Source organism: Staphylococcus sp. McC-251-APC-3A2 (genome assembly GCF_009695665.1).
In the GTDB taxonomy this organism is placed as follows: domain Bacteria; phylum Bacillota; class Bacilli; order Staphylococcales; family Staphylococcaceae; genus Staphylococcus; species Staphylococcus cohnii.
In genome coordinates this window covers 1-20,340 of record NZ_VUNO01000009.1, presented here as the reverse complement: position 1 = coordinate 20,340, position 20,340 = coordinate 1, and the positions used below count along the sequence as shown (strand labels likewise).

Below are 20,340 nucleotides of genomic sequence, written 5' to 3'. Positions count from 1 at the left end.
TTTCAATTTGAAGAAAAGTCCTACCCCTAAAATATAAAATATTGGAGATGGAAAAATGATCGCAACGATACTTACAGCAGCTGCGGTATATGTAGCAACAGGAATTGATTATCTCGTTATATTAATTCTTTTGTTTTCGCAAGTAAAAAAAGGTCAGGTGAAACATATTTGGATAGGACAATATATAGGGACTGCAATTGTTATAGGAGCAAGTCTTTTAGTTGCACAGGGGGTTGTAAATTTAATTCCTCAGCAATGGGTTATCGGACTACTTGGGCTTTTACCACTTTACTTAGGTGTGAAAATGTGGATTAAAGGAGAAGAGGATGAAGATGAAAGTAGTATTTTATCTTTATTCTCCTCTGGAAAATTTAATCAGTTATTTTTGACGATGACTTTCATCGTATTAGCTTCCAGTGCGGATGACTTTTCGATTTATATACCGTACTTCACGACCTTAAATATGTCTGAAATCTTTATTGCTGTTATTGTCTTTATGATTACGGTTGCTGTTTTATGTTATGTCAGCTATCGCTTAGCTTCCTTAGATTTTGTATCAGAAAAAATTGAGAAATATGAACGTTGGATTGTACCTATTGTATTCATTGGGTTAGGGATTTATATATTGTTTGAAAATGGTACATTTAACGCTTTATTCTCATTTCTTTAACAATCGGAACGCTTTCTCTAATAAGAATCAGCGCTCGTTTGACATATAAGACCGCCTTTTGGGAGTCACGATAGAAGTCCAATTTCTTAATTTTAGAACTGAGAAATTGGACTTCTATATACCTCCTGACTCTAACCTTATTAACTTGTAATGCAAAATAACGATTAAAATAGGTGCAAAATAACTCCTAAAGTGACAAGCTAAGCATATCAATACATATATAATGTCTATTTAGGGTCTACCCTAATCGAACCATTATCGATGCTAGCAAAACAGTATTGTCACTTCACTTGATATATGAGAATATTTTTATCTAATAAATGAGAAAGACAACGTACATTTTTAAATAGTACGTTGTCTTTCTGTTATCGAATTCCTATAACTAAACTATCTCTCGCTGTTTCTACAACTTCAGTACTGATTTTATCTAAGCCATTTATATCCATAATTCTATCTATTTGTGCAAATAAGCGATGAATAAGTCTAAAATTCCCCTTAGTAATTTTAATAATGGTTGTTATGGCTTCATAGTCAGTGAAGTCTTCAAGTTTTAAATCAACTCCTAGATCTTGCCACTTATACTCTAATATATGATGTGTTTCATCCTTGCTTAAATTATCGAATTCATGTGCAAAACCTATACGAGAATATAGTTGAGGATAACGAGATAGTTTTTTCTCAATACCTGGCATACCAATGAATACCATTGCTAGGTCACGTTCATCATAGATAAATCTTAATTGCTCTAAATGTTGCACTTTAAGTCTATCAATTTCATCTATTATAATGAGTTCAATGTCTTGGAATGCATCACTAAAATTTTCACTATATTCATGCTCGTATTTATTTAAAACATGTAATTTTTGACCCAAATCAATACTTCCATTAATACTGTGTAAGTCACTACTCAATCTTGTTTGCTTTTCTGCTGGTGCAGTATAAAATATTTTGTCTACAGATAATATATCGTCCGTTGTTTTATTAGCTAAATCTTTCCAGACCCTATGGTTAACCTGGTTTTCAATAATATCCCAATTGGTATAATATCGTGAAGATAATGTTTTACCCACACCTGGTTGACCATAACATATACCAATATACTGATATTTAATACAAGCATCACAAAATTCAGCAAATCGTTTGTACTCTTTTGTTTCAATGAACTTCTGTTTTTTAGTCATTATGATACCTCTTTAGCTTTTTGACATTTTTGTCTATCTTGTGAGGTGAATAACTTTGATTTTTTTCTTCTTTTATTAAGTCAGTCGTACTAGGGCTAATAGCGTTTTGTTTCAAGTGCTTTCTTCTCTGACTACGAGCATGTTGTATATCCTTTATATCAATTGAATAATCAGATAAATCAGAAGATATAGCTGTACAAAGGAATTCATCTCTATAAAACACGCGTATTTCAGCCATATCATTGGGATTGTAACGAATCAGTACATATTCACCTACATAAGCTGCTAAATTCGTATTACTATATCTAAATCCTTGAAAATGAATACCATCTGAATGGATTTTTCTAGATTTAGGAATCTCTAGTAAGAGTAAATCGAGTTGTTCTAAACTACTGGGCATATTGGGGAAAAAGAGATTACTATTCCATCGACTTGTTGGTGAACAACCAATAGAACTGTGTTCTTTGTGATTATAGTCTTCAATCAAAAATTGGCGTAATTTTTCTTCGAACTCTTGAAATTCTAGTAAATTTTTAAACTCATCGTTATTGTTTATATATCCAGGAATTTGCTCTAGGAATGTTTGATTGACTGTTTGAAAGAATCTTTCTATTTTTCCACGACCTCGTGGCACGCCAACTTTTGAAAACATTAAATTAATTTTCAAATCAACAGCGACTTGTTCCATATGATGTGAAGTGAAGTCACTTCCATGGTCAGTATAGAACTTTTCAGGAATCCCACATATTGGCCATCTTGTATCACTCTTATTCCAAATAGCTTGATGTAGTGTTAGGGCAGTATTCTTGGCATTAGGACTATCAAATGTTAAAAAGTAGCCTGCAATTGCACGACTATAATCATCCATAATAATGGTTAACCACGGTCTATTGATGTTACCTTTTTGATCTAATATATAGACATCTAGCAAAGTATGGTCGGCTTGCCATATTTCATTTGGTCTTGATGATTCTCTTATTTGTATTAAATCGTACTTATTGTGATAGTATTTTTCACCCTGATGAGAAAAATCAATCACAGATTTAGGCATTTCTTTAATAACACTATAAACTTGTTTATAGCTTGGTGTATCAAAATTATGCTCTTTACAATAATTAGCGATTTTCCTATGAATTGTAGCAATACTATTTCTTTTATTTTTAAGTGCAAGGCGTTCAATTTCATCAATTATCTTTGGTTCTATTTTACGTGTCCCTTTATCGGTTCTTGTTGTATAAATTAGCCCCTTAAGCCCTTGTTCTTTATATAACTTATTCCACCCATAAAGTGTACTTAACGCAATGCCTGTATTTTTAGAAATACTTGATAAGGATTTGTTTCCTAAAATAAAAGGTTTAATAACATCGTACTTTTGTATAGCCTCTTTACGCTTGGTTTCAGAAAAATTAGTGAGGTATTTCTCCTTGTTTTTCATCTTCCTTTTCCTCCAATTTATTGAGGTAACGATAAATTGTTGTGCGTGAAACTTGCCATTGTTCTGCAATTGTCTTAATTGGTGTACCGTTATCATAAAGTGTTTTGAGTAAATTCAAATCTTGATTGCTTAATTTTTCAGGTCTTCCACCATAACGTCCTCTGGCACGAGCTGCAATTCGACCAGCCGAAGAACGTTCTAAAATTAAGTTACGTTCAAATTCTGCAAACGCTGCGAATAAATGAAATAATAATTGTCCTGTAGAACTTGATTTATCCATAGTTATATTTTCTTCTAAACTATGAAAACTCACGCCTCGTTCGTTAAGTTCATTAACTAATGTGATTAAATCTTCCATGTTACGTCCTAGTCTATCTAGTCTCCAAACAACAATCGTGTCTCCTGATCTCGCAAATTCAATTGCTTTATCTAAACCAGGCCTTTTACTTTTTGAACCACTAATATGGTCGCTAAATATCTTTTCACAACCATATGAGTTTAATCGATCCTCCTGTAAATTCAAATTTTGTAATCCAGTTGAAACTCTTGCATAACCTATTTTCAAAATACAAACCTCCTATATACATATCCAGTGTACCATAACTTAATTTCAAGGTCTTTTGTGAACATAGATTTCTTGTTGGGTTTTTGAACACACAAATATATGTAATACTCACTTATTTGACATAAAAATAGAGTGTACAGAAAATGGTTATTTTCTGTACACTCTTAAGTTATTTTAATGATTCTGGAAAATCTTGATAGCCTTCTCTAATATTTACGACATTTTCAAATCCTTTGTTTTCTAAGATACCCACGGCGATTGAACTTCTAACACCTGACTGACAATGTACGTATATTTTATCCTCTTTATTAAATGGAATATTTTCATTTAATAATTTACCATGCGGAATATTGACTGCTTGATCTAAGTGCCCATTATTCCACTCTTCTTCATTACGTACGTCAAGTATATATTCTTCTTTACCAGTCATATCAACGCTATGGATGGATTGGGTTAAAATTTCTGATTTTGGTAAACGATAACCTGCTACATTATCAAATCCAATTAATTGTAAAGTATGCGCTGCTTGTTCAACGGTAGATTTATCACCAATTAAATCTATACTATTTTCATAGTCTAAATACCAACCGATTTGGTTAATAAAGTTTTTGTTGTAAGGAATATTGATTGTCCCTTTAGTATGACCACCATGAAAGGCTTCTTTGCTACGAAGATCAAATGCTATTCTTTCATTGCTTAAACTAGGATAAACATTGTATGGTTGATATAATTCCATACCAAATTGGTTAATTTTTTTCATTTGTGTAAAATGATGTGGTGGCGCTGGTTGATTTGATGTTAATGTTTCAATGAATTTAATTTCATCAGTTTCACTAAATGCCCAGTTATTTATTTTTTCATAACCTAGCGTAGACATTGGTACGGCGCCTAATGCTTTACCACAAGGACTTCCAGCACCGTGGCCTGGCCAAATTTGAATATAATCTGGTAAATCTTTAACACTTTCTATAGATTGATACATTTGTTTCGCACTAACTTCTGTAGAACCTTCGACTTGAACTGATTTTTCTAGTAAATCGGGTCTACCGATATCACCAACAAAAATAAAGTCACCACTAAATAAACCCATTGGAACACTTGAGCCGCCACCTTCATCCGTGAGTAAGAAACTAATACTCTCTGGGGTATGACCAGGTGTATGCAATACTTCTAATTTAATGTTACCTACATGAATAATATCTTGATGTTTAACAAAATGTGTTTGTTCTGGCATATTACGATAACTTAATTCATCGTCACCTTCGCCAGATACATATACGTTTGCATTTAATTGTTCTGCCACATCTCTAATGCCTGAAGCAAAATCAGCGTGGATATGGGTTTCTGCAGCTTGTGTAATTGTAAAACCTTCGCTATCTGCAACTTCCATATATTTTGTTAAGTCACGTACAGGGTCAATTATTATTGCCTCTCCTGTGCGTTGACAGCCAACTAAATAAGATGCTTGAGATAAATTGTTATCGTAAAATTGTTTAAAAAACATATAAAGAACTCCTTATTTTAATAGATTTAATTAAATAAATAAATTATGACTCGCGTTTTCAGTATCACCTATATAAGTGCCTACACCGCCGTACTCAACTTCGTCTCTTAATTCTTCTTTCTTAATGCCCATGACATCCATACTCATCGTACATGCGATTAATTTGATATCTTGGTCGATTGCTTGGTCGATAAGTGATGGTAATGAATCAACATTTTTCTTTTTCATTACGTAGCGCATCATGATATTACCTAAACCGAACATATTCATTTTAGAGAGTGGCATTTTCAAGGGTGTTTTTGGCAACATAAAATCAAACATTTTTGCGATACCTTTCTTTTTAACGTTAGCTGTTTGCGCTTTTTTCAACGCGTTAAGTCCCCAGAAAGTGAAAAAGATGGTTACATCTCTTCCTGCAGCTTTAGCACCATTCGCAATAATCATTGCTGCCACTGCTTTATCTAATTCTCCACTAAATAGTACAATTGTAGTGCCTTTAGACGTATGACTCACTTCTAAATCTTTGGGTTGTTCTTTTTGAATAATCGCTTTAATTTCATTGTCACCCCCATCAAGTTTTACTAATGTGTGTCCCGTTTGTTTCGCCCAGCTTTTAATATCACTTGCGAATCCTGGATCTGTGACTGTAACCTCAATTTGGTCACCTTCTTGAATATTTTTTACTTCTTTACTGATATTTACAATAGGGCCTGGACATTGAAGACCACTATAGTTTAATTGTTTACGCTCTGCTTTAATTTCTACATTTGTGTTTTCTTCTTTTGTATCATCGCTGACGTTTTTTTCTTCATAAGCTTTATAGCCGCCGTCTAAATTTACAACGTCATAACCTTGTTCAGCTAAATATTTACTAGCTTTAGCACTTCTGTTACCACTTTTACAGTGTACATAATAGGTTTTATTTTTGTCTTTATTGAACGACTCAATCTCATCTACAGGATGCAGTGTGGAACCATTGATGTGCCCCAATTCATATTCTTCTTGTGTTCTTACATCAATCAATTGACCTTGAGAAGTTAATTTTTCTAATTCTGATTTACTTAAATCATTAATATGTTTTTCATTATATTGTTTCATAATAACCTCCTGTTAAATACCTATAAGGGTATGTTAAAAGATATAACTCTTTTTGTCAAATACCCCCGCACGTATTTGACAAGCTTGTTTTAATTTATTATTATGACTGTATTCAATTAAAAGTGGAGGAAATTACTATGAATTATGATAAAAACATGATCAATCGTATTAATAGAGTACAAGGGCAATTAAATGGCGTTGTAAAAATGATGGAAGAAGAAAAGCATTGTAAAGATGTGATTACGCAACTTAGTGCTTCAAAAAGTTCATTACAAAGATTAATGGGGATTATTATTAGCGAAAATTTAATTGAATGCGTCAATTCAGCTGATGACAACAATGAAGATTCACAAGAAATCATTAATGAAGCTGTTAACTTATTGGTGAAAAGTAAATAATGGATATTATAAATATTATCATTATGTTGCTCATCGGAGTGTTCGGAGGATTTATATCTGGTCTAGTAGGTATAGGTGGCGCTATTATTATTTACCCAGCCATTTTATTGTTACCGCCACTATTTGGGGCTCCTGCATATAGCGCGTATATCGCATCAGGACTTACTTCTAGCCAAGTCTTTTTCAGTACCTTAAGTGGCTCTTTGAAAGCAAGAAAAAAACCAGAATTCTCACCCCAGTTGGTCCTTTATATGGGAGGAGGTATGATTATAGGGAGCATGTTAGGGGCTTTGCTAGCAAATTTATTTGATGCTACATTTGTAAATATGGTGTATATTATCATTGCTTTACTTGCATTAATATTAATGTTTATTAACGTAAAACCTAGTTCAGACCAATCTTCCTTTAATAAGCCTTTATTGGTTATTGTGGGTCTTTTCGTTGGCATCATTTCGGGTATAGTTGGAGCAGGCGGCGCCTTTATTATTATTCCTATATTATTAGTTTTATTCAAATTACCAATGAATACGGTGGTTGCTAATAGTATAGTAATTGCTTTTATATCTTCAATTGGCGCCTTTATCATTAAACTTATACAAGGTTACATTCCTTTAGAAGATGCGTTATTTTTAATAATAGGGAGTATTATTTTCGCTCCGTTAGGTTTAAAATTAGGTAAAAAAGTCCCTAGTTTTGTACAAAAGTGGATCATCAGTATTTTAATTATTATTGCGATTATTCAAATTGTTTTATAAATAAGAAAGAGAAGTACAACTAATATTTGTACTTCTCTTTCTTATTTATAAAGTTAAAAAATTCTCATATAGCAAGTAAATTGACATGCTACATTCGTTTGTATGATTAGGGTGTATGAGAAAGGGTGTTAAAAATGATAGTTGGATATGCAAGAGTTTCTACCGTTGATCAAAATTTGGATAGACAAATTGAAAATTTGCAATCTTTTGGTGCTGAGAAAATCTTCACTGAAAAACAATCAGGGAAATCTATAGAAAATCGACCTGTATTTCAAGAAGTATTAAATTTTTTAAGAATGGGAGATCGTTTAATTATTGAGTCTATTGATAGACTAGGAAGAAATTACGATGAAATAATCCAAACAGTTAATTATTTAAAAGATAAAGAAGTTCAATTAATGATAACGAGTTTACCCATGATGAATGAAGTGATTGGTAATCCATTACTAGATAAGTTTATGAAAGATTTAATCATTCAAATATTGGCAATGATTTCAGAACAAGAAAGAAATGAAAGTAAACGTCGACAAGCTCAAGGTATTAAAGTAGTCAAAGAAAAAGGTATTTATAAAGGAAGACCTGTTCTGTATTCTCCCGATGCTAAAGACCCTCAAAAAAGACTTGTTTATTATCGTATTGTTGAACTACTGAATAAAGAAATGTCAATTAGTAAGATAGCTAAAAAAGTCGGTATAACAAGGCAAACTATATACAGAATTAAAAAAGAAAGAAAATATTAAGAGAAGTACATTTGATATTAAAATCCTGCGCAGTTTCTATGGAGTTCAGCAATTATCGGTTTATTTACTAAATAGAATGGGAATTAATTTAAGAGATTTAGATTTCATTGGAGGTGTATCAAATGACTGATAAACAATATTACAATCTGGTTCAAACGCTACATGAATGTATGGAAGCGTGTAATCATTGTTACGATGCCTGTTTGAAGGAAAAAGACATGACAATGATGGCAGAGTGCATCCGTCTGGATCGTGAATGCGCAGACATCTGTGCATTTTTAGAACAATCGCTAACAAGAAATTCACCATTTGCTTCTGATTTGGCGACAATATGCGCCAAAGTATGCGGAGCATGTGGTAATGAATGTCAGAAGCATAACCATGACCATTGTCAAAATTGTGCAGAGACGTGCTTTAAATGTGTAGAAGCTTGTAAAGAAATCGCGTAAACAAAACCAAATAATATAAGGAGTGGCACATTGGAGATAAAGCCCCCATGTGCCACGTTTTTATTTCTTGCAACTAAAGAAACGAATATAAAATAAGTATGTGCCTGGAAACACAGCAATTTAACCCAGCAATATGAATATACCTCTTGGACGTCGGTTTACCACAGTCATAATGATAATCAGGATATCAAGTATAAAACCAGCGCCTTTGCCTAGTTTGCTCTCAACTTCAATATTCCCCCATGCAATGCCACAATTTCTTTGGCGATGGACAAACCAAGACTAAAGTTTCTATTTAAATGGCTATCAAATTTTCTGAACGCTGAAAAATAAAAAATACTAAATAATATATACGTCCAGGGGGTATATGTTATACTCACATTATCTTATTACTATCTCTAAAAATATAAAATTAGGAGGTTTTATTTTGCCGAATAATGAAAAACATCAAAATCATGAGAATCATAGCCATCAAGAACATGAGAATCACGCTAGTCATGGCGATCATGCACATCATCATGGGAATTTTAAAAGTAAATTCTTTATTTCTTTGATTTTTGCGATACCGATTATTATTTTATCACCCATGATGGGGGTTAAATTACCGTTTCAATTTTCATTTACAGGGTCAGATTGGATTGTATTAATTCTTGCTACTATTTTATTCTTTTATGGAGGAAAGCCATTTTTATCAGGGGCTAAAGATGAAATTTCAACTAAAAAACCTGGAATGATGACGCTTGTTGCTCTAGGTATTTCAGTTGCTTATATTTATAGTTTATACGCCTTTTATATGAATAATTTCAGTGGTTCATCCACACATACAATGGACTTTTTCTGGGAATTAGCGACTTTAATTTTAATCATGTTATTAGGTCATTGGATTGAAATGAACGCAGTAGGTAATGCAGGCAATGCACTGAAGAAAATGGCAGAACTTTTACCTAATACTGCAGTGAAACTGATTGATAATAATCAACGAGAAGAAGTTAAAATATCAGATATTTATATTGACGATATTGTGGAAGTCAGAGCAGGCGAAAGTATACCCACAGACGGAATCATTGTTCAAGGAGAAACATCAATTGATGAATCATTAGTTACTGGCGAATCAAAAAAAGTTCATAAAACTCATAATGATGATGTTATTGGGGGTTCAATTAATGGTTCAGGCACAGTACAAGTTAAAGTGACAGCTACGGGTGAAAACGGCTACCTATCTCAAGTTATGGGTCTTGTTAACCAAGCGCAAAACGATAAGTCAAAAGCTGAACTCCTCTCGGATAAAGTCGCAGGTTATTTGTTTTACTTTGCCGTAGGAATTGGGCTGATTTCATTTATTGTATGGATGCTTATTCAAAATAACGTTGATTTCGCACTCGAACGACTTGTAACCGTATTAGTTATTGCTTGTCCTCATGCATTGGGATTGGCAATACCTTTAGTTACAGCACGTTCTACTTCTATAGGCGCACATAATGGTTTAATCATAAAAAACAGAGAATCTGTAGAAATCGCACAACACATTGATTACATCATGATGGATAAAACTGGGACACTTACTGAAGGTAACTTTTCAGTGAATCACTATGAAAGTTTTACGAACGAGCTAAATAATGAAGAAATATTGAGTCTATTTACTTCATTAGAAAGTAACTCTAATCATCCACTTGCCACTGGTATTGTTGATTTTGCTAAAGGCAAAAATATTTCATATGCTACTCCTCAAGAAGTTAATAATATTCCAGGTGTAGGCTTAGAAGGCACAGTTGATAATAAAAAACTCAAAATAGTGAATGTTTCTTATCTCGATAAAAGCAATTTTGATTATAATAAAGAACAATTTACGAATCTCGCTCAACAAGGGAATTCTATTAGTTATCTAATTCATGACCGACAAGTTATTGGTATTATCGCACAAGGCGATAAAATTAAAGAAAGTTCAAAACAAATGGTTTCGGATTTATTATCGAGAAACATTACGCCAGTCATGCTTACAGGCGATAATAAAGAAGTGGCACAAACAGTGGCTGAAGAATTAGGTATTAGTGATGTCCACGCGCAATTGATGCCCGAAGATAAAGAAAGTATTATCCAAGATTATCAAAGCAATGGTAGCAAAATCATGATGGTTGGTGATGGTATCAATGATGCGCCAAGCCTTATTAGAGCAGATATTGGTATGGCAATTGGCGCAGGGACAGATGTAGCTGTTGAATCGGGGGATGTCATACTCGTTAAAAGTAATCCTTCTGATATTATCAATTTTTTGTCCCTTTCAAAAAATACGATGAAAAAAATGGTTCAAAATTTATGGTGGGGCGCAGGATATAACGTGATTGCAGTTCCTCTTGCAGCTGGTATATTAGCTTCTATTGGTTTAATATTATCACCTGCTGTGGGTGCAATACTTATGTCTTTAAGTACGATCATCGTAGCAATTAATGCATTTACATTAAAATTAAAATAAAAGAGGTAAATATAATGTATAAAAAAATGTTCACAATTTTAATTACGTTATTTTCTATAATGTTTATGGTTCCTAATGATACTTTTGCAGAAGGTAAGCACAACATGATGGACATGAAAGAAAATGATCAAAAGCGAAATGATATGATGGATATGAAAAGTCATGACGAAAGAAAAAATTTGAATTCTTCACAAGGAAAAAATGAAATAACATTTCCCAAAGTTTTAGATCCTAAAAAAGATAACAATGGTTATAAAAGTTATACATTAAAAGCGCAGAAAGGAAAGACAGAATTTTACAAAGGTAATTTCTCTAACACTTTAGGATACAATGGAAATTTACTTGGGCCAACTTTAAAATTAAAAAAAGGAGATAAGGTTAAAATTAAGTTAGTCAACAACTTAGATGAAAATACAACATTTCATTGGCATGGGTTAGAAATAGATGGAAAAGTGGATGGAGGCCCTTCTCAAGTTATAAAACCAGGAAAAGAAAAAACAATAAAATTTGAGGTTAAACAAGAGGCTGCTACATTATGGTATCATCCCCACCCCTCCCCAAATACAGCTAAACAAGTTTATAATGGTTTATCAGGGTTATTATATATAGAGGATGACAAAAAGAATAATTATCCTAGCAATTATGGGAAAAATGATTTGCCTATAATAATCCAAGATAAAACATTTGTATCTAAAAAATTAAATTATACAAAAACGAAAGATGAAGATGGTACTCAAGGTGATACAGTCCTTGTGAATGGGAAAGTAGATCCTAAATTAACAACAAAAGAAGGAAAAATACGTTTGAGACTTTTAAATGGCTCCAATGCTCGGGATTTAAATCTTAAGCTAAGTAATAATCAAAGTTTTGAATATATTGCTTCAGAAGGCGGCCATTTAGAAAAGACTAAAAAGTTAAAAGAAATTAATTTAGCTCCTTCAGCAAGAAAAGAAATAGTAATAGATTTATCTAAAATGAAAGAAGAAAAAGTCAATCTTGTTGATAATGATGAAACAGTAATTTTACCAATTATTAACAAAGAAAAAAGTACTAACAAAGACACTACTCCAAAAGTAGATAAAAAAATCAAATTAGAAGGTATGGACGATAATGTTACTATTAATGGCAAAAAATTCGATCCTAACAGAATAGATTTCACACAAAAGGTAAACCGGAAAGAAACTTGGGAAATTGAAAACGTCAAAGATAAAATGGGTGGTATGAAGCACCCGTTCCATATCCACGGAACGCAATTTAAAGTTTTATCAGTGGATGGGAAGAAACCTTCAGAAGATATGAGAGGCAAAAAAGACGTTATATCTCTGGAACCTGGACAAAAAGCCAAAATAGAAGTGGTTTTTAAAAATACTGGGACATACATGTTCCATTGTCACATACTTGAGCATGAAGATAATGGAATGATGGGACAAATAAAAGTAACAAAATAATTTATAAGGAGAATTCAATATGATGAAAAAATTGAGCTCAATTATAGTAGCTTCAGGATTAGTATTATCAGCTTGTTCAACTGGTAACGAAGAAGAAGAAAATTCTAAAGATCAAAAACAAGAAAAACATATGAATCATAAGAGTGAAAGTAAAGCCCCAGATAATATGAAAAGTACAGATGACAGTAAATATAAAAAGGACGATAAAATAACAATTACAGCTGATCATATGCCTGGTATGAAAAATGCTAAAGGTACAGTTAAAGGTGCTTACAAAACCTATGCTTATGTCGTGAGTTACACACCTACAAATGGTGATGAAAAAGTTAATAATCACAAATGGGTCGTTAATGAGGAAGTTGCAGATGCCCCTGAAAATGGATTCAAGAAAGGTGATACAGTTAAATTAGAAGCTGACCATATGCCTGGTATGAAAGGTGCAGAAGCTCAAATTGATGATGTAGAAAAAACAACCGTTTATATGGTGGATTATAAATCAACAGAAAACGATGAGATGGTTAAAAATCATAAATGGATGACAACTGACGAACTAAAATCTCGTTAATGTCTATCATTTTAAAGCTTTAAAGTATTTAGTTAGTTATTCACAAATGCAATGAGAATCCCCTTTGTTAAATAGACAAGTAAACAAATAAAATTTATGGCCACTCTCATATCCACAATAATGAGAGTGGCCATTTGTTTAGAAAAATTAAATGATTTTAATGAAAATGAGGGGATCTTTTATAATTTATCAATGGAATTTCGAAAAATATAAAAAATGGAATAGTGAATGTATTGAGCTTTATCATTTATCAAGAAAAGTTATTCTAAATTAGCAGGTAAAGTCACAAACATTCATTACTGACTGATTAGGGCTTACCCTAATCAGTCAATTTTGTTTATTACGCTTTTTGCTTTTCTTATGTTTATAATTTTCCATTTTATTACGGATATATTGTTTATCCTTTTCATTTAACTCTGTTAAACATTTATAAAGATACTCAAAGTGCAAAAATAACATTATTGCATTTTGTTTTGTTCCATACTTATTGTCATAACCATGCATGATAGAATGTCTATTAATTCCATTTATATTTTTATCGCCAAATTTAAAGGCTCTTTTTAACTTGGATTTGTAGTATTCCTTAATTTTGTCATAATCATCATCAATATAATAATCATGATTAGATTTGTACTTGTTTATTGTTTCTTCTATTACAATATTAAAGAGATTATAATCAGTTCTTCCTTCATAATTTACAGAATTAAATATCAGTCCTTCTAATCTTGCTAATAATGCAGGGATTATAAGATAATAATATCCATGTTTATATCCATCTAGTATCTCTTTTAATATAGTAATTTCTTCTTGTGGTAAGTTGTAAGTGGTTACTTGGCTTTTTAAACGATCAAAATGAATTTCATCAAAATATCTTGTCATTATCAAATTAATATTTTCTATAGTTACCTCTTGATTATTTGAATTCATTTCAATATAATTCATGACTTCACTTATAACGATAAAATCTATTGGTGGATAGTCATAGTTAATAAAAATTGAATTAATTCTAGCTGCATTATTATTAAAGCTCTTTAAAGCATCTTTTAATTCATCTAAATTAGGTATACTTTTAGCTAAAACTTTTACTGTTTCAAATATTTTCTTTCTGAATTCATCATTTATATCTTCTATGTTTTTATATATACTATTAAAATTCAATTTATGTTGTGTAATGTTTTCACCAAGGTTATATTTCATTTTTAAAATCCTTTCTTTGTTTACATAATGACAGTTATCTACATTTAAAACGTATTACCTCCACTTCTCAGGGTTTAACTGAATTTTTATTAAATTAGTATATTTGTTTAATAGTATATCAATTTAATGATTTTGCATTCCTAACCACTATGATGTTATAATGCAATTAACAAAGATGTCGTGCATGTATGCACCAAATCCCCTAACTATGCCAGTAGTTAGGGGATTTTTTGGTGTGACTAGTCGCCTATTTATCATTGCGTTTGCGTAGCCAGTTCGCAAATAAAGCAACGATGCAACCACTTGCTGCTGTGGTCATGATGTTTACAAAGATGTCGGTCATTGCGTATGCACCTCCTCTCTACGTCAAATTGACGCCAGAGATAGGCGACTCCACTATTATACCATCTGTTAATCTACAAGCATATGCACTTCCGATAAGTTGAATTATGTCAGTTCAACTTTATTATGATTAAACCAACTTCGTTCAAAATAACACAACTTCTACTTTATGTTTTACTGCATACATTATACGTGCATACAATCTACATGTATAATGTGTACACGTGTGTCCAATAAATTATCAGTTGTGTATTATTATCTTATTTAAAGAAGGTTATTGAATATTTAAAAAACACTATGCTATTATTTAAATGTGTAAAAAGAACAACATGCGCTAACATGCTGTCCTAATGAGCCTCTTTGAAAGATGTTAGGCTTTCAGTAAAGTGATAAATATCCACTTTACCTACTCAGTCAAAAATTGAGAATGATTATTTTTTGGTCTTTATTGCTAATTAATACTAAACCAATGATTATGAGTACAACCATCAGCATTTCATAATCAGATAATGCTATTCCTTTCTCGAGTCCCCTTATTAAGTTTTAATTAACTTAATAAGGGGACTTTCGTTGTAGATTCAAATCATTTTATCTCAGATTTTAGATTTAGCTTTTCAGCTGATTTCAAGACTCTTTCTATATCAATATGCTTAATTCTACCGATAATTTGCTTTTTATCCTTTGAACCAAAATTTTCAATCCTATCTAATGTTAACTGTGTTAAAAATTCCACTAGATTTACAGGATAGTAACTATCACCTAAATACCTTTTAAGTTCTTCCTCTGTATAATGAATAAAGTTTCACTTAGCAACTAAACCTTCTAAAGAATAAAATAAGAATTGTCTAGCTTTGTTAAATTCATATCACTTCACAAAAATTCTCTAGTAAATTGAAATACTTTCACTATTCACTTTAAAAACTCTAAAATCAAAGTGAAATAGATACTCTTAATAAATCAAAAACCTCCACAAGACAACCAAAGTTTTTGTGGAGGTTTCCTTCCTTTTGAAATAGCAAATCTACCATAAAAAATATATCAAGGAGCACACTATGTTGATTACCTTCATTCCATAAAATAAACAAATACAAAATTAGAGAATAACAGTCTAATGTTTTTCCATCAAAGTATCTTTTGTAAACTTAAAAGAAGTAAAAGCTAAAGTAAAAAAACTTATTGTTTCTTTCAATATTTCTACTCTTTTTCAAAAATATAAATGTAAACTAGTATCTCAAATCAAATTTCACTATATATCTAATTCCTCTTTTTTAGTTCTACTTTAAGTCACTTTTCCATTGATAACTTTCTATTTTTAATAAAAATCGACTTATACATCGTGTATCAAATCCCATTAAAAACTTATACACCATGTATAAAAACAAATATAAAAGGCTCTATATCAAGGTGATTTTGAATAAAAGTGTAAAATACTCGATGCCATTTACATAAAAATGTATAACTTTACAATCACTTAATTTTAGTGTGTATAAAAATCAATAAAACGCTATTACACCAGTGTTTTAAATAGAATAAACGGATCAGAAATATTAAAGAAAAATACATCAGCTATGCTGATTGACACGCAAGTGGCATTGTATTTCCTTATGCTCTTATTTTTTATTCTTAAATTTGTATAAAAAATAATTAGATTTTAATAAAATCAACCAACACGTATACCAAAAATCATTATAAAGAGTATATTCATTGAAATATTAAAAGGAACATTTTATAATTCTTAAATTATTTTTTGACTTTTTGAATTACATTTACTTAAGATATACATTAATAAAAAATGGACTTCTATATTTAAGAAGTCCATTTGCTAAATTGAATTTTATAATTCTTCTTCACCTACTGAATATCCGGAATCTATTTCTTCTTCATCATATGTCCCACCATTCAAGTAAAAGTCTTGAATTTTTTCTTTAATTGATTTTTCATTTTCTATTATTTCATCCTCCGGAATTTTTTATGACTTACACACTTCATGTTCACTATTTATATACTAATTTAAAATTTTCATCTGTTTTTTGACTCTACATGTAAATTTTATTCAACTATGATTCTCTAATCATAATTAAAATCTCAATTAAAAAATGACCTTCTGCATTAATTCATAATACGATTAGGTCATTTTCTACTCACAATTTTGATTTATAAAATTCGAAGTAGTGTATTAATTATATTTAATCCTTTGCTCTTTTATATTCGATTAACTCTTTATTAACATCTAATTGTAGTTTTTGTTGTTGTTTGAAGAGTATCATCAAATCTTCAATCAAGTTTTCTTTCTTACTAATGTCCCTCTTAAGATATTCATTATTTTTTCTAATTTCCTTGATCCTTTTCTTTAGTAAATCTTTTTCCATATGAAGAACGTTAATTTCTTTCTCTTTACCTTTTAAACCTCCATTTGATTTTTTTAATAGTCTCTCTCTTATAAAGTTTTCTACGTCTATATCAATTTTATAGACATTTTTTTCTTTAATTACTGATAAGTTCTGAGGTAGGTTTTGTAAATAATTCCAAATTGTTGTTCGTGATACATTTAGTTCTGTCGATAATTGACTTATACTTTTCATCATGAAAAATCTCCTTTTTGATTTTTCACTACTTCTATTTTAACTTTTTACCACCTAGTGTGATTTTAACAGTTATCAAATTGATAGTCGTATAAACAATATCAAAAAAACATAAAAAGAACGCTATTTCTATATAGTATCAAGACAAGAAGAAACTCGTTTCAAAAACCCTCCTGATTTTTAGAGAAAAACTCTCTTATTTCATCGTCTTTAATAAAATAATATGCCATCTTTCCATCTTTATAAAAATCAAGTACCTCATTTTTATATAAAAGCCTTAAATGATGTGAAGTTGAAGCAACACTCATTTTCAATATCAAAGAAATATCACAAACACACAACTCATCTTCTTTAATCAAAGATAATATGATTTTCAATTTCTTCTCATCACAAATTTTTTCTAAAATGTTAAGTAATTTCTTAGATTTATCATCTTCTAAAAAACTTAAAGCATTGTTAACTTTATCCTCATGTACACAGATCACATCACAAGCATTTTCATAACTCATATAAAATCACACCCTAAATTAAAATATAAATCCTAAAATTGTTTGAATAGTGTCATTTTCAATAATAATAAATAAACCTAAAGCTATATAAATAACAGCCATAATCCAACGACTAAATTTCTCAACAATTTCTCCAACTCCTGGAATATTAGCTAATTTTTGTGCAGTAAATACCAAGAAGAAAATTAAAATTAAAAAGACAAACAGAGTAATTAATAAATTAGTAACACTTAATGTCACAAAATACGGAACAAATAAACCAATATTATCAGCACCACAACTTGCTATCGTAACAATTGCAACCGTACCAACTAATTTAGACAATCCTTTTTCATTCAATTCTTTTTTAGCTCTCTTTTCTCCTTCACAATCATCATAAATAGCCACTTTAATTCCAAGATAAATTGGTATTAAACCCAATAAACCTAATATCCACTTCTCTGGAACATAATTTAATACAAAAGCTAAAAACAAACTAACTAATATTAAAATAATAGACCCTAAATATTGACCAACATAAATATCTCTATATTCTTTTCTAGTCTTTGCTCTAGCAAAAAATATTAATAAAATTACTAATAAATCAACTGCTGTAGCAATATAAAGAACAGCAGCAGTAACAACCGTTTGAATCATAATACACCTCATTCAAAAATATTTTTGAATGTATTGTAACTTATATTTTTAAATAATCATAGATGCTTTATTCCAATTGCTTTATTGACGTTGAGCCTCGGAACCCTTAACAATCCCAAAACTTGTCGAATGGTCGGCTTAATAGCTCACGCTATGCCGACATTCGTCTGCAAGTTTAGTCATGGATTGGCTTTTTATTTTTATATAGCCTCATTTAGATTCTAAAGGGGCATTTCAAAGGATTTAGAGTTACTTATATAGATTTATACCTAAAGCTTATATACGTTCTTAAAATGCAAATATGAGCCAAATAAACACATCTTAATTTCACAAACCAATTTTTGATACAAACGCGTTTTGATTTTTTAATGCGTTTAACTTTAACAAAGGATTGAGTATATAAATAATCTCTCTTAGTATTCACTTCTCAAAAGACCATAGATTAATGTATCTCTGTATGTATCTTGCACTAATTTATCTTTTCTCAAAACGCCCTCTTGTTTCATGCCTAATTTTTCTAGCACAATCCCGGCAGCTATATTGCTTGAATCAATGGATGCCCATATTCGATTGAGTTTCAGTACTTTAAAGGCATATTTGATGATTGTTTTTGCTATATCCGTCGCAATGCCGTGACCCCAACAATTTGGGTGGACAATAAAGTTAATTTTAGCACTTTGATTTGCTTCATCTATGGCTAATTGTATCGTCCCTATCACTTTATCTGTATCAGGATCCACGAGGACATTGTAAATCCAATTTGAATCTTTCTCTAAAACCACATTAATGAATTGCTGAGTCTCTTCATAACTTTGAGGCCCCCAAGTTTGATACTGTGTCACTTCTGGTAAAGCATATAATTCATTTAAACGATCTATATCAGTATTCTTTAAGTCTCTAGAATAGAACTCCATACGCGCCCTCCTAAAAATAGTTTAATCCTATGTAACCCTTTATTTACGAGCTACCTATGATATAAAGGGCGTTTCTCTTAATTTAAATGTGAACGCACGCCAAATTTATTGATTAAAGATATTATGTTGTTTCATGTTTTGACGACGCATATTAAGTGCGTGTATTTCTTCAAGTTCAGCTTTAATCGATTGCATTAAATATCCTTGCATAGCTTCAACTGTTTCATTCTTTTGTAGCAGCATCGCTTTAAAACGTTTCAACACACTTACAATTTCAAACTCAACATCTTCTAAACGATAATAGGTATCATGTGCATTATTAAATGATTTCTTCCCTTTGAGTAATACACTTTTAATAATTCGTATTTCTCTAATTTCAAATTTACTTAAATAGTCTTGAAGTTGTTGTGGCAATTCTTCGAGTACTTGGAACTTAAGCGCATCATTATTAAATTCGGTTTGTTGATGATTTGTATGATCCGAATGATTATTGTTTATTGGATTGTTGTATGTATCATTCAAGTCATTCGTATCATTATTCTCAGTCTCTATATAATCAGTATTACTTAAGTCAGTATCATTTGTGTATTCTTTTGATACGTCATGACGTATGTTATTAATATCTCTTGACGTATCATTATCATATTTCTGGACGTATGATAATGATACGTCCGTGTTATCTCGCTGTTCTACATCGTTTTCTTGTTGTGAAATATAATATACATCAGCTTCTGTTACTTCCGGTTTTTTAATATATAATTTATTAGGTTTATTTAAGCCTACTCTTATTTGATTAAATAAATCAGCTTGAGTTAATTCTTTTTTTATTTTGGATAGTTTATTTGGACTACTAATATTTAAAATAGACTTAAGCTTTTCATT

General features: G+C 31.0%; 20 protein-coding genes. 8 read left to right on the top strand and 12 right to left on the bottom strand.

The genetic code is table 11. The annotated features are described in order from the left end of the window. Positions 1 to 55: 55 nt before the first annotated feature. Positions 56 to 670, top strand: coding sequence for a CadD family cadmium resistance transporter (locus tag FYJ81_RS12365; protein ID WP_002510812.1), 615 nt, complete (start codon positions 56 to 58; stop codon positions 668 to 670). Positions 671 to 1,035: 365 nt separating this feature from the next. Here the strand turns inward: FYJ81_RS12365 and FYJ81_RS12360 are convergent, their stop codons facing one another. The 5 genes from FYJ81_RS12360 to cstA form a co-directional block, all read right to left on the bottom strand. Further along, the gene (locus FYJ81_RS12360; RefSeq protein WP_154409703.1) at positions 1,036 to 1,851 is read right to left on the bottom strand and encodes an AAA family ATPase; all 816 of its coding nucleotides are present in this window, start codon (positions 1,849 to 1,851) and stop codon (positions 1,036 to 1,038) included. After that, on the bottom strand, positions 1,844 to 3,286 hold the full coding sequence (locus tag FYJ81_RS12355) for a Mu transposase C-terminal domain-containing protein (RefSeq protein ID WP_154409702.1): 1,443 nt from the start codon (positions 3,284 to 3,286) through the stop codon (positions 1,844 to 1,846). The genes FYJ81_RS12360 and FYJ81_RS12355 overlap by 8 nt, the downstream gene beginning before the upstream one ends. After that, complete coding sequence (locus FYJ81_RS12350; RefSeq protein WP_119544541.1) at positions 3,258 to 3,851, bottom strand: recombinase family protein; 594 nt, start codon at positions 3,849 to 3,851, stop codon at positions 3,258 to 3,260. Before FYJ81_RS12350 ends, FYJ81_RS12355 begins: the two co-directional genes overlap by 29 nt. A 169-nt stretch (positions 3,852 to 4,020) precedes the next feature. Beyond that, positions 4,021 to 5,355, bottom strand: coding sequence for a persulfide dioxygenase-sulfurtransferase CstB (gene cstB / locus FYJ81_RS12345; RefSeq protein ID WP_031863947.1), 1,335 nt, complete (start codon positions 5,353 to 5,355; stop codon positions 4,021 to 4,023). A 30-nt stretch (positions 5,356 to 5,385) separates the two neighbouring features. Beyond that, on the bottom strand, positions 5,386 to 6,453 hold the full coding sequence (cstA, locus tag FYJ81_RS12340) for a persulfide response sulfurtransferase CstA (RefSeq protein WP_012816716.1): 1,068 nt from the start codon (positions 6,451 to 6,453) through the stop codon (positions 5,386 to 5,388). A 137-nt stretch (positions 6,454 to 6,590) separates the two neighbouring features. Here cstA and cstR point away from each other — a divergent pair, with 137 nt between their 5' ends. The 7 genes from cstR to FYJ81_RS12305 all read left to right on the top strand — a co-directional run bounded on the left by cstR (position 6,591) and on the right by FYJ81_RS12305 (position 13,278). Further along, positions 6,591 to 6,851 carry a persulfide-sensing transcriptional repressor CstR gene (gene cstR, locus FYJ81_RS12335; RefSeq protein WP_031863946.1) on the top strand — a complete coding sequence of 87 codons (261 nt, stop codon included), beginning with the start codon at positions 6,591 to 6,593 and terminating at the stop codon, positions 6,849 to 6,851. Further along, positions 6,851 to 7,606 carry a sulfite exporter TauE/SafE family protein gene (locus FYJ81_RS12330; RefSeq protein WP_031863945.1) on the top strand — a complete coding sequence of 252 codons (756 nt, stop codon included), beginning with the start codon at positions 6,851 to 6,853 and terminating at the stop codon, positions 7,604 to 7,606. The genes cstR and FYJ81_RS12330 overlap by 1 nt, the downstream gene beginning before the upstream one ends. A 134-nt stretch (positions 7,607 to 7,740) precedes the next feature. Further along, positions 7,741 to 8,346, top strand: a complete 606-nt coding sequence (locus tag FYJ81_RS12325; protein WP_031917995.1) for a recombinase family protein — start codon at positions 7,741 to 7,743, stop codon at positions 8,344 to 8,346. A gap of 122 nt (positions 8,347 to 8,468) precedes the next feature. Beyond that, positions 8,469 to 8,795 carry a four-helix bundle copper-binding protein gene (locus FYJ81_RS12320; protein ID WP_031917994.1) on the top strand — a complete coding sequence of 109 codons (327 nt, stop codon included), beginning with the start codon at positions 8,469 to 8,471 and terminating at the stop codon, positions 8,793 to 8,795. Positions 8,796 to 9,222: 427 nt separating this feature from the next. After that, positions 9,223 to 11,265, top strand: a complete 2,043-nt coding sequence (copB, locus tag FYJ81_RS12315; RefSeq protein ID WP_069827826.1) for a copper-translocating P-type ATPase CopB — start codon at positions 9,223 to 9,225, stop codon at positions 11,263 to 11,265. A 14-nt stretch (positions 11,266 to 11,279) separates the two neighbouring features. After that, on the top strand, positions 11,280 to 12,713 hold the full coding sequence (gene mco, locus FYJ81_RS12310) for a multi-copper oxidase Mco (RefSeq protein ID WP_000277153.1): 1,434 nt from the start codon (positions 11,280 to 11,282) through the stop codon (positions 12,711 to 12,713). 19 nt (positions 12,714 to 12,732) lie between these two features. Beyond that, the gene (locus FYJ81_RS12305) at positions 12,733 to 13,278 is read left to right on the top strand and encodes a YdhK family protein (RefSeq protein WP_002510756.1); all 546 of its coding nucleotides are present in this window, start codon (positions 12,733 to 12,735) and stop codon (positions 13,276 to 13,278) included. Positions 13,279 to 13,605: 327 nt separating this feature from the next. On the opposite strand, the gene FYJ81_RS12300 is transcribed toward FYJ81_RS12305, so the two are convergent. The 7 genes from FYJ81_RS12300 to FYJ81_RS12270 all read right to left on the bottom strand — a co-directional run. Next, positions 13,606 to 14,475 (bottom strand): hypothetical protein, encoded by an 870-nt coding sequence (locus FYJ81_RS12300; RefSeq protein WP_069819358.1) that lies wholly within the window; start codon positions 14,473 to 14,475, stop codon positions 13,606 to 13,608. Between the two features lie 247 nt (positions 14,476 to 14,722). Further along, entirely contained in the window at positions 14,723 to 14,818 is a 96-nt protein-coding gene (locus tag FYJ81_RS12295) for a type I toxin-antitoxin system Fst family toxin (RefSeq protein ID WP_002510758.1), read from the bottom strand. Between the two features lie 2,185 nt (positions 14,819 to 17,003). Further along, positions 17,004 to 17,402, bottom strand: a complete 399-nt coding sequence (locus FYJ81_RS12290; RefSeq protein ID WP_002508701.1) for an HTH domain-containing protein — start codon at positions 17,400 to 17,402, stop codon at positions 17,004 to 17,006. Positions 17,403 to 17,560: 158 nt separating this feature from the next. Beyond that, positions 17,561 to 17,908 carry an ArsR/SmtB family transcription factor gene (locus FYJ81_RS12285; protein WP_002508637.1) on the bottom strand — a complete coding sequence of 116 codons (348 nt, stop codon included), beginning with the start codon at positions 17,906 to 17,908 and terminating at the stop codon, positions 17,561 to 17,563. An 18-nt stretch (positions 17,909 to 17,926) separates the two neighbouring features. Next, positions 17,927 to 18,544 (bottom strand): cadmium resistance transporter CadD, encoded by a 618-nt coding sequence (gene cadD / locus FYJ81_RS12280; RefSeq protein ID WP_002508636.1) that lies wholly within the window; start codon positions 18,542 to 18,544, stop codon positions 17,927 to 17,929. A gap of 413 nt (positions 18,545 to 18,957) precedes the next feature. Next, on the bottom strand, positions 18,958 to 19,458 hold the full coding sequence (locus tag FYJ81_RS12275) for a GNAT family N-acetyltransferase (protein ID WP_069813856.1): 501 nt from the start codon (positions 19,456 to 19,458) through the stop codon (positions 18,958 to 18,960). A 105-nt stretch (positions 19,459 to 19,563) separates the two neighbouring features. Next, positions 19,564 to 20,340 (bottom strand): replication protein (locus FYJ81_RS12270; RefSeq protein WP_154409701.1); only part of this gene is annotated, 777 nt, incomplete at its 5' end.

What these genes read in the sequence shown, in the direction of transcription:
- FYJ81_RS12295 (WP_002510758.1), bottom strand. Translation starts at nt 14,818, where the DNA reads ATGACCGACATCTTTGTAAACATCATGACCACAGCAGCAAGTGGTTGC.
- mco (WP_000277153.1), top strand. Translation starts at nt 11,280, where the DNA reads ATGTATAAAAAAATGTTCACAATTTTAATTACGTTATTTTCTATAATG.
- cstA (WP_012816716.1), bottom strand. Translation starts at nt 6,453, where the DNA reads ATGAAACAATATAATGAAAAACATATTAATGATTTAAGTAAATCAGAA.
- FYJ81_RS12300 (WP_069819358.1), bottom strand. Translation starts at nt 14,475, where the DNA reads ATGAAATATAACCTTGGTGAAAACATTACACAACATAAATTGAATTTT.
- FYJ81_RS12365 (WP_002510812.1), top strand. Translation starts at nt 56, where the DNA reads ATGATCGCAACGATACTTACAGCAGCTGCGGTATATGTAGCAACAGGA.
- FYJ81_RS12330 (WP_031863945.1), top strand. Translation starts at nt 6,851, where the DNA reads ATGGATATTATAAATATTATCATTATGTTGCTCATCGGAGTGTTCGGA.
- FYJ81_RS12325 (WP_031917995.1), top strand. Translation starts at nt 7,741, where the DNA reads ATGATAGTTGGATATGCAAGAGTTTCTACCGTTGATCAAAATTTGGAT.
- FYJ81_RS12355 (WP_154409702.1), bottom strand. Translation starts at nt 3,286, where the DNA reads ATGAAAAACAAGGAGAAATACCTCACTAATTTTTCTGAAACCAAGCGT.
- FYJ81_RS12305 (WP_002510756.1), top strand. Translation starts at nt 12,733, where the DNA reads ATGATGAAAAAATTGAGCTCAATTATAGTAGCTTCAGGATTAGTATTA.
- FYJ81_RS12360 (WP_154409703.1), bottom strand. Translation starts at nt 1,851, where the DNA reads ATGACTAAAAAACAGAAGTTCATTGAAACAAAAGAGTACAAACGATTT.
- FYJ81_RS12290 (WP_002508701.1), bottom strand. Translation starts at nt 17,402, where the DNA reads ATGATGAAAAGTATAAGTCAATTATCGACAGAACTAAATGTATCACGA.
- FYJ81_RS12275 (WP_069813856.1), bottom strand. Translation starts at nt 19,458, where the DNA reads ATGGAGTTCTATTCTAGAGACTTAAAGAATACTGATATAGATCGTTTA.
- FYJ81_RS12320 (WP_031917994.1), top strand. Translation starts at nt 8,469, where the DNA reads ATGACTGATAAACAATATTACAATCTGGTTCAAACGCTACATGAATGT.
- cstR (WP_031863946.1), top strand. Translation starts at nt 6,591, where the DNA reads ATGAATTATGATAAAAACATGATCAATCGTATTAATAGAGTACAAGGG.
- cadD (WP_002508636.1), bottom strand. Translation starts at nt 18,544, where the DNA reads ATGATTCAAACGGTTGTTACTGCTGCTGTTCTTTATATTGCTACAGCA.
- FYJ81_RS12285 (WP_002508637.1), bottom strand. Translation starts at nt 17,908, where the DNA reads ATGAGTTATGAAAATGCTTGTGATGTGATCTGTGTACATGAGGATAAA.
- cstB (WP_031863947.1), bottom strand. Translation starts at nt 5,355, where the DNA reads ATGTTTTTTAAACAATTTTACGATAACAATTTATCTCAAGCATCTTAT.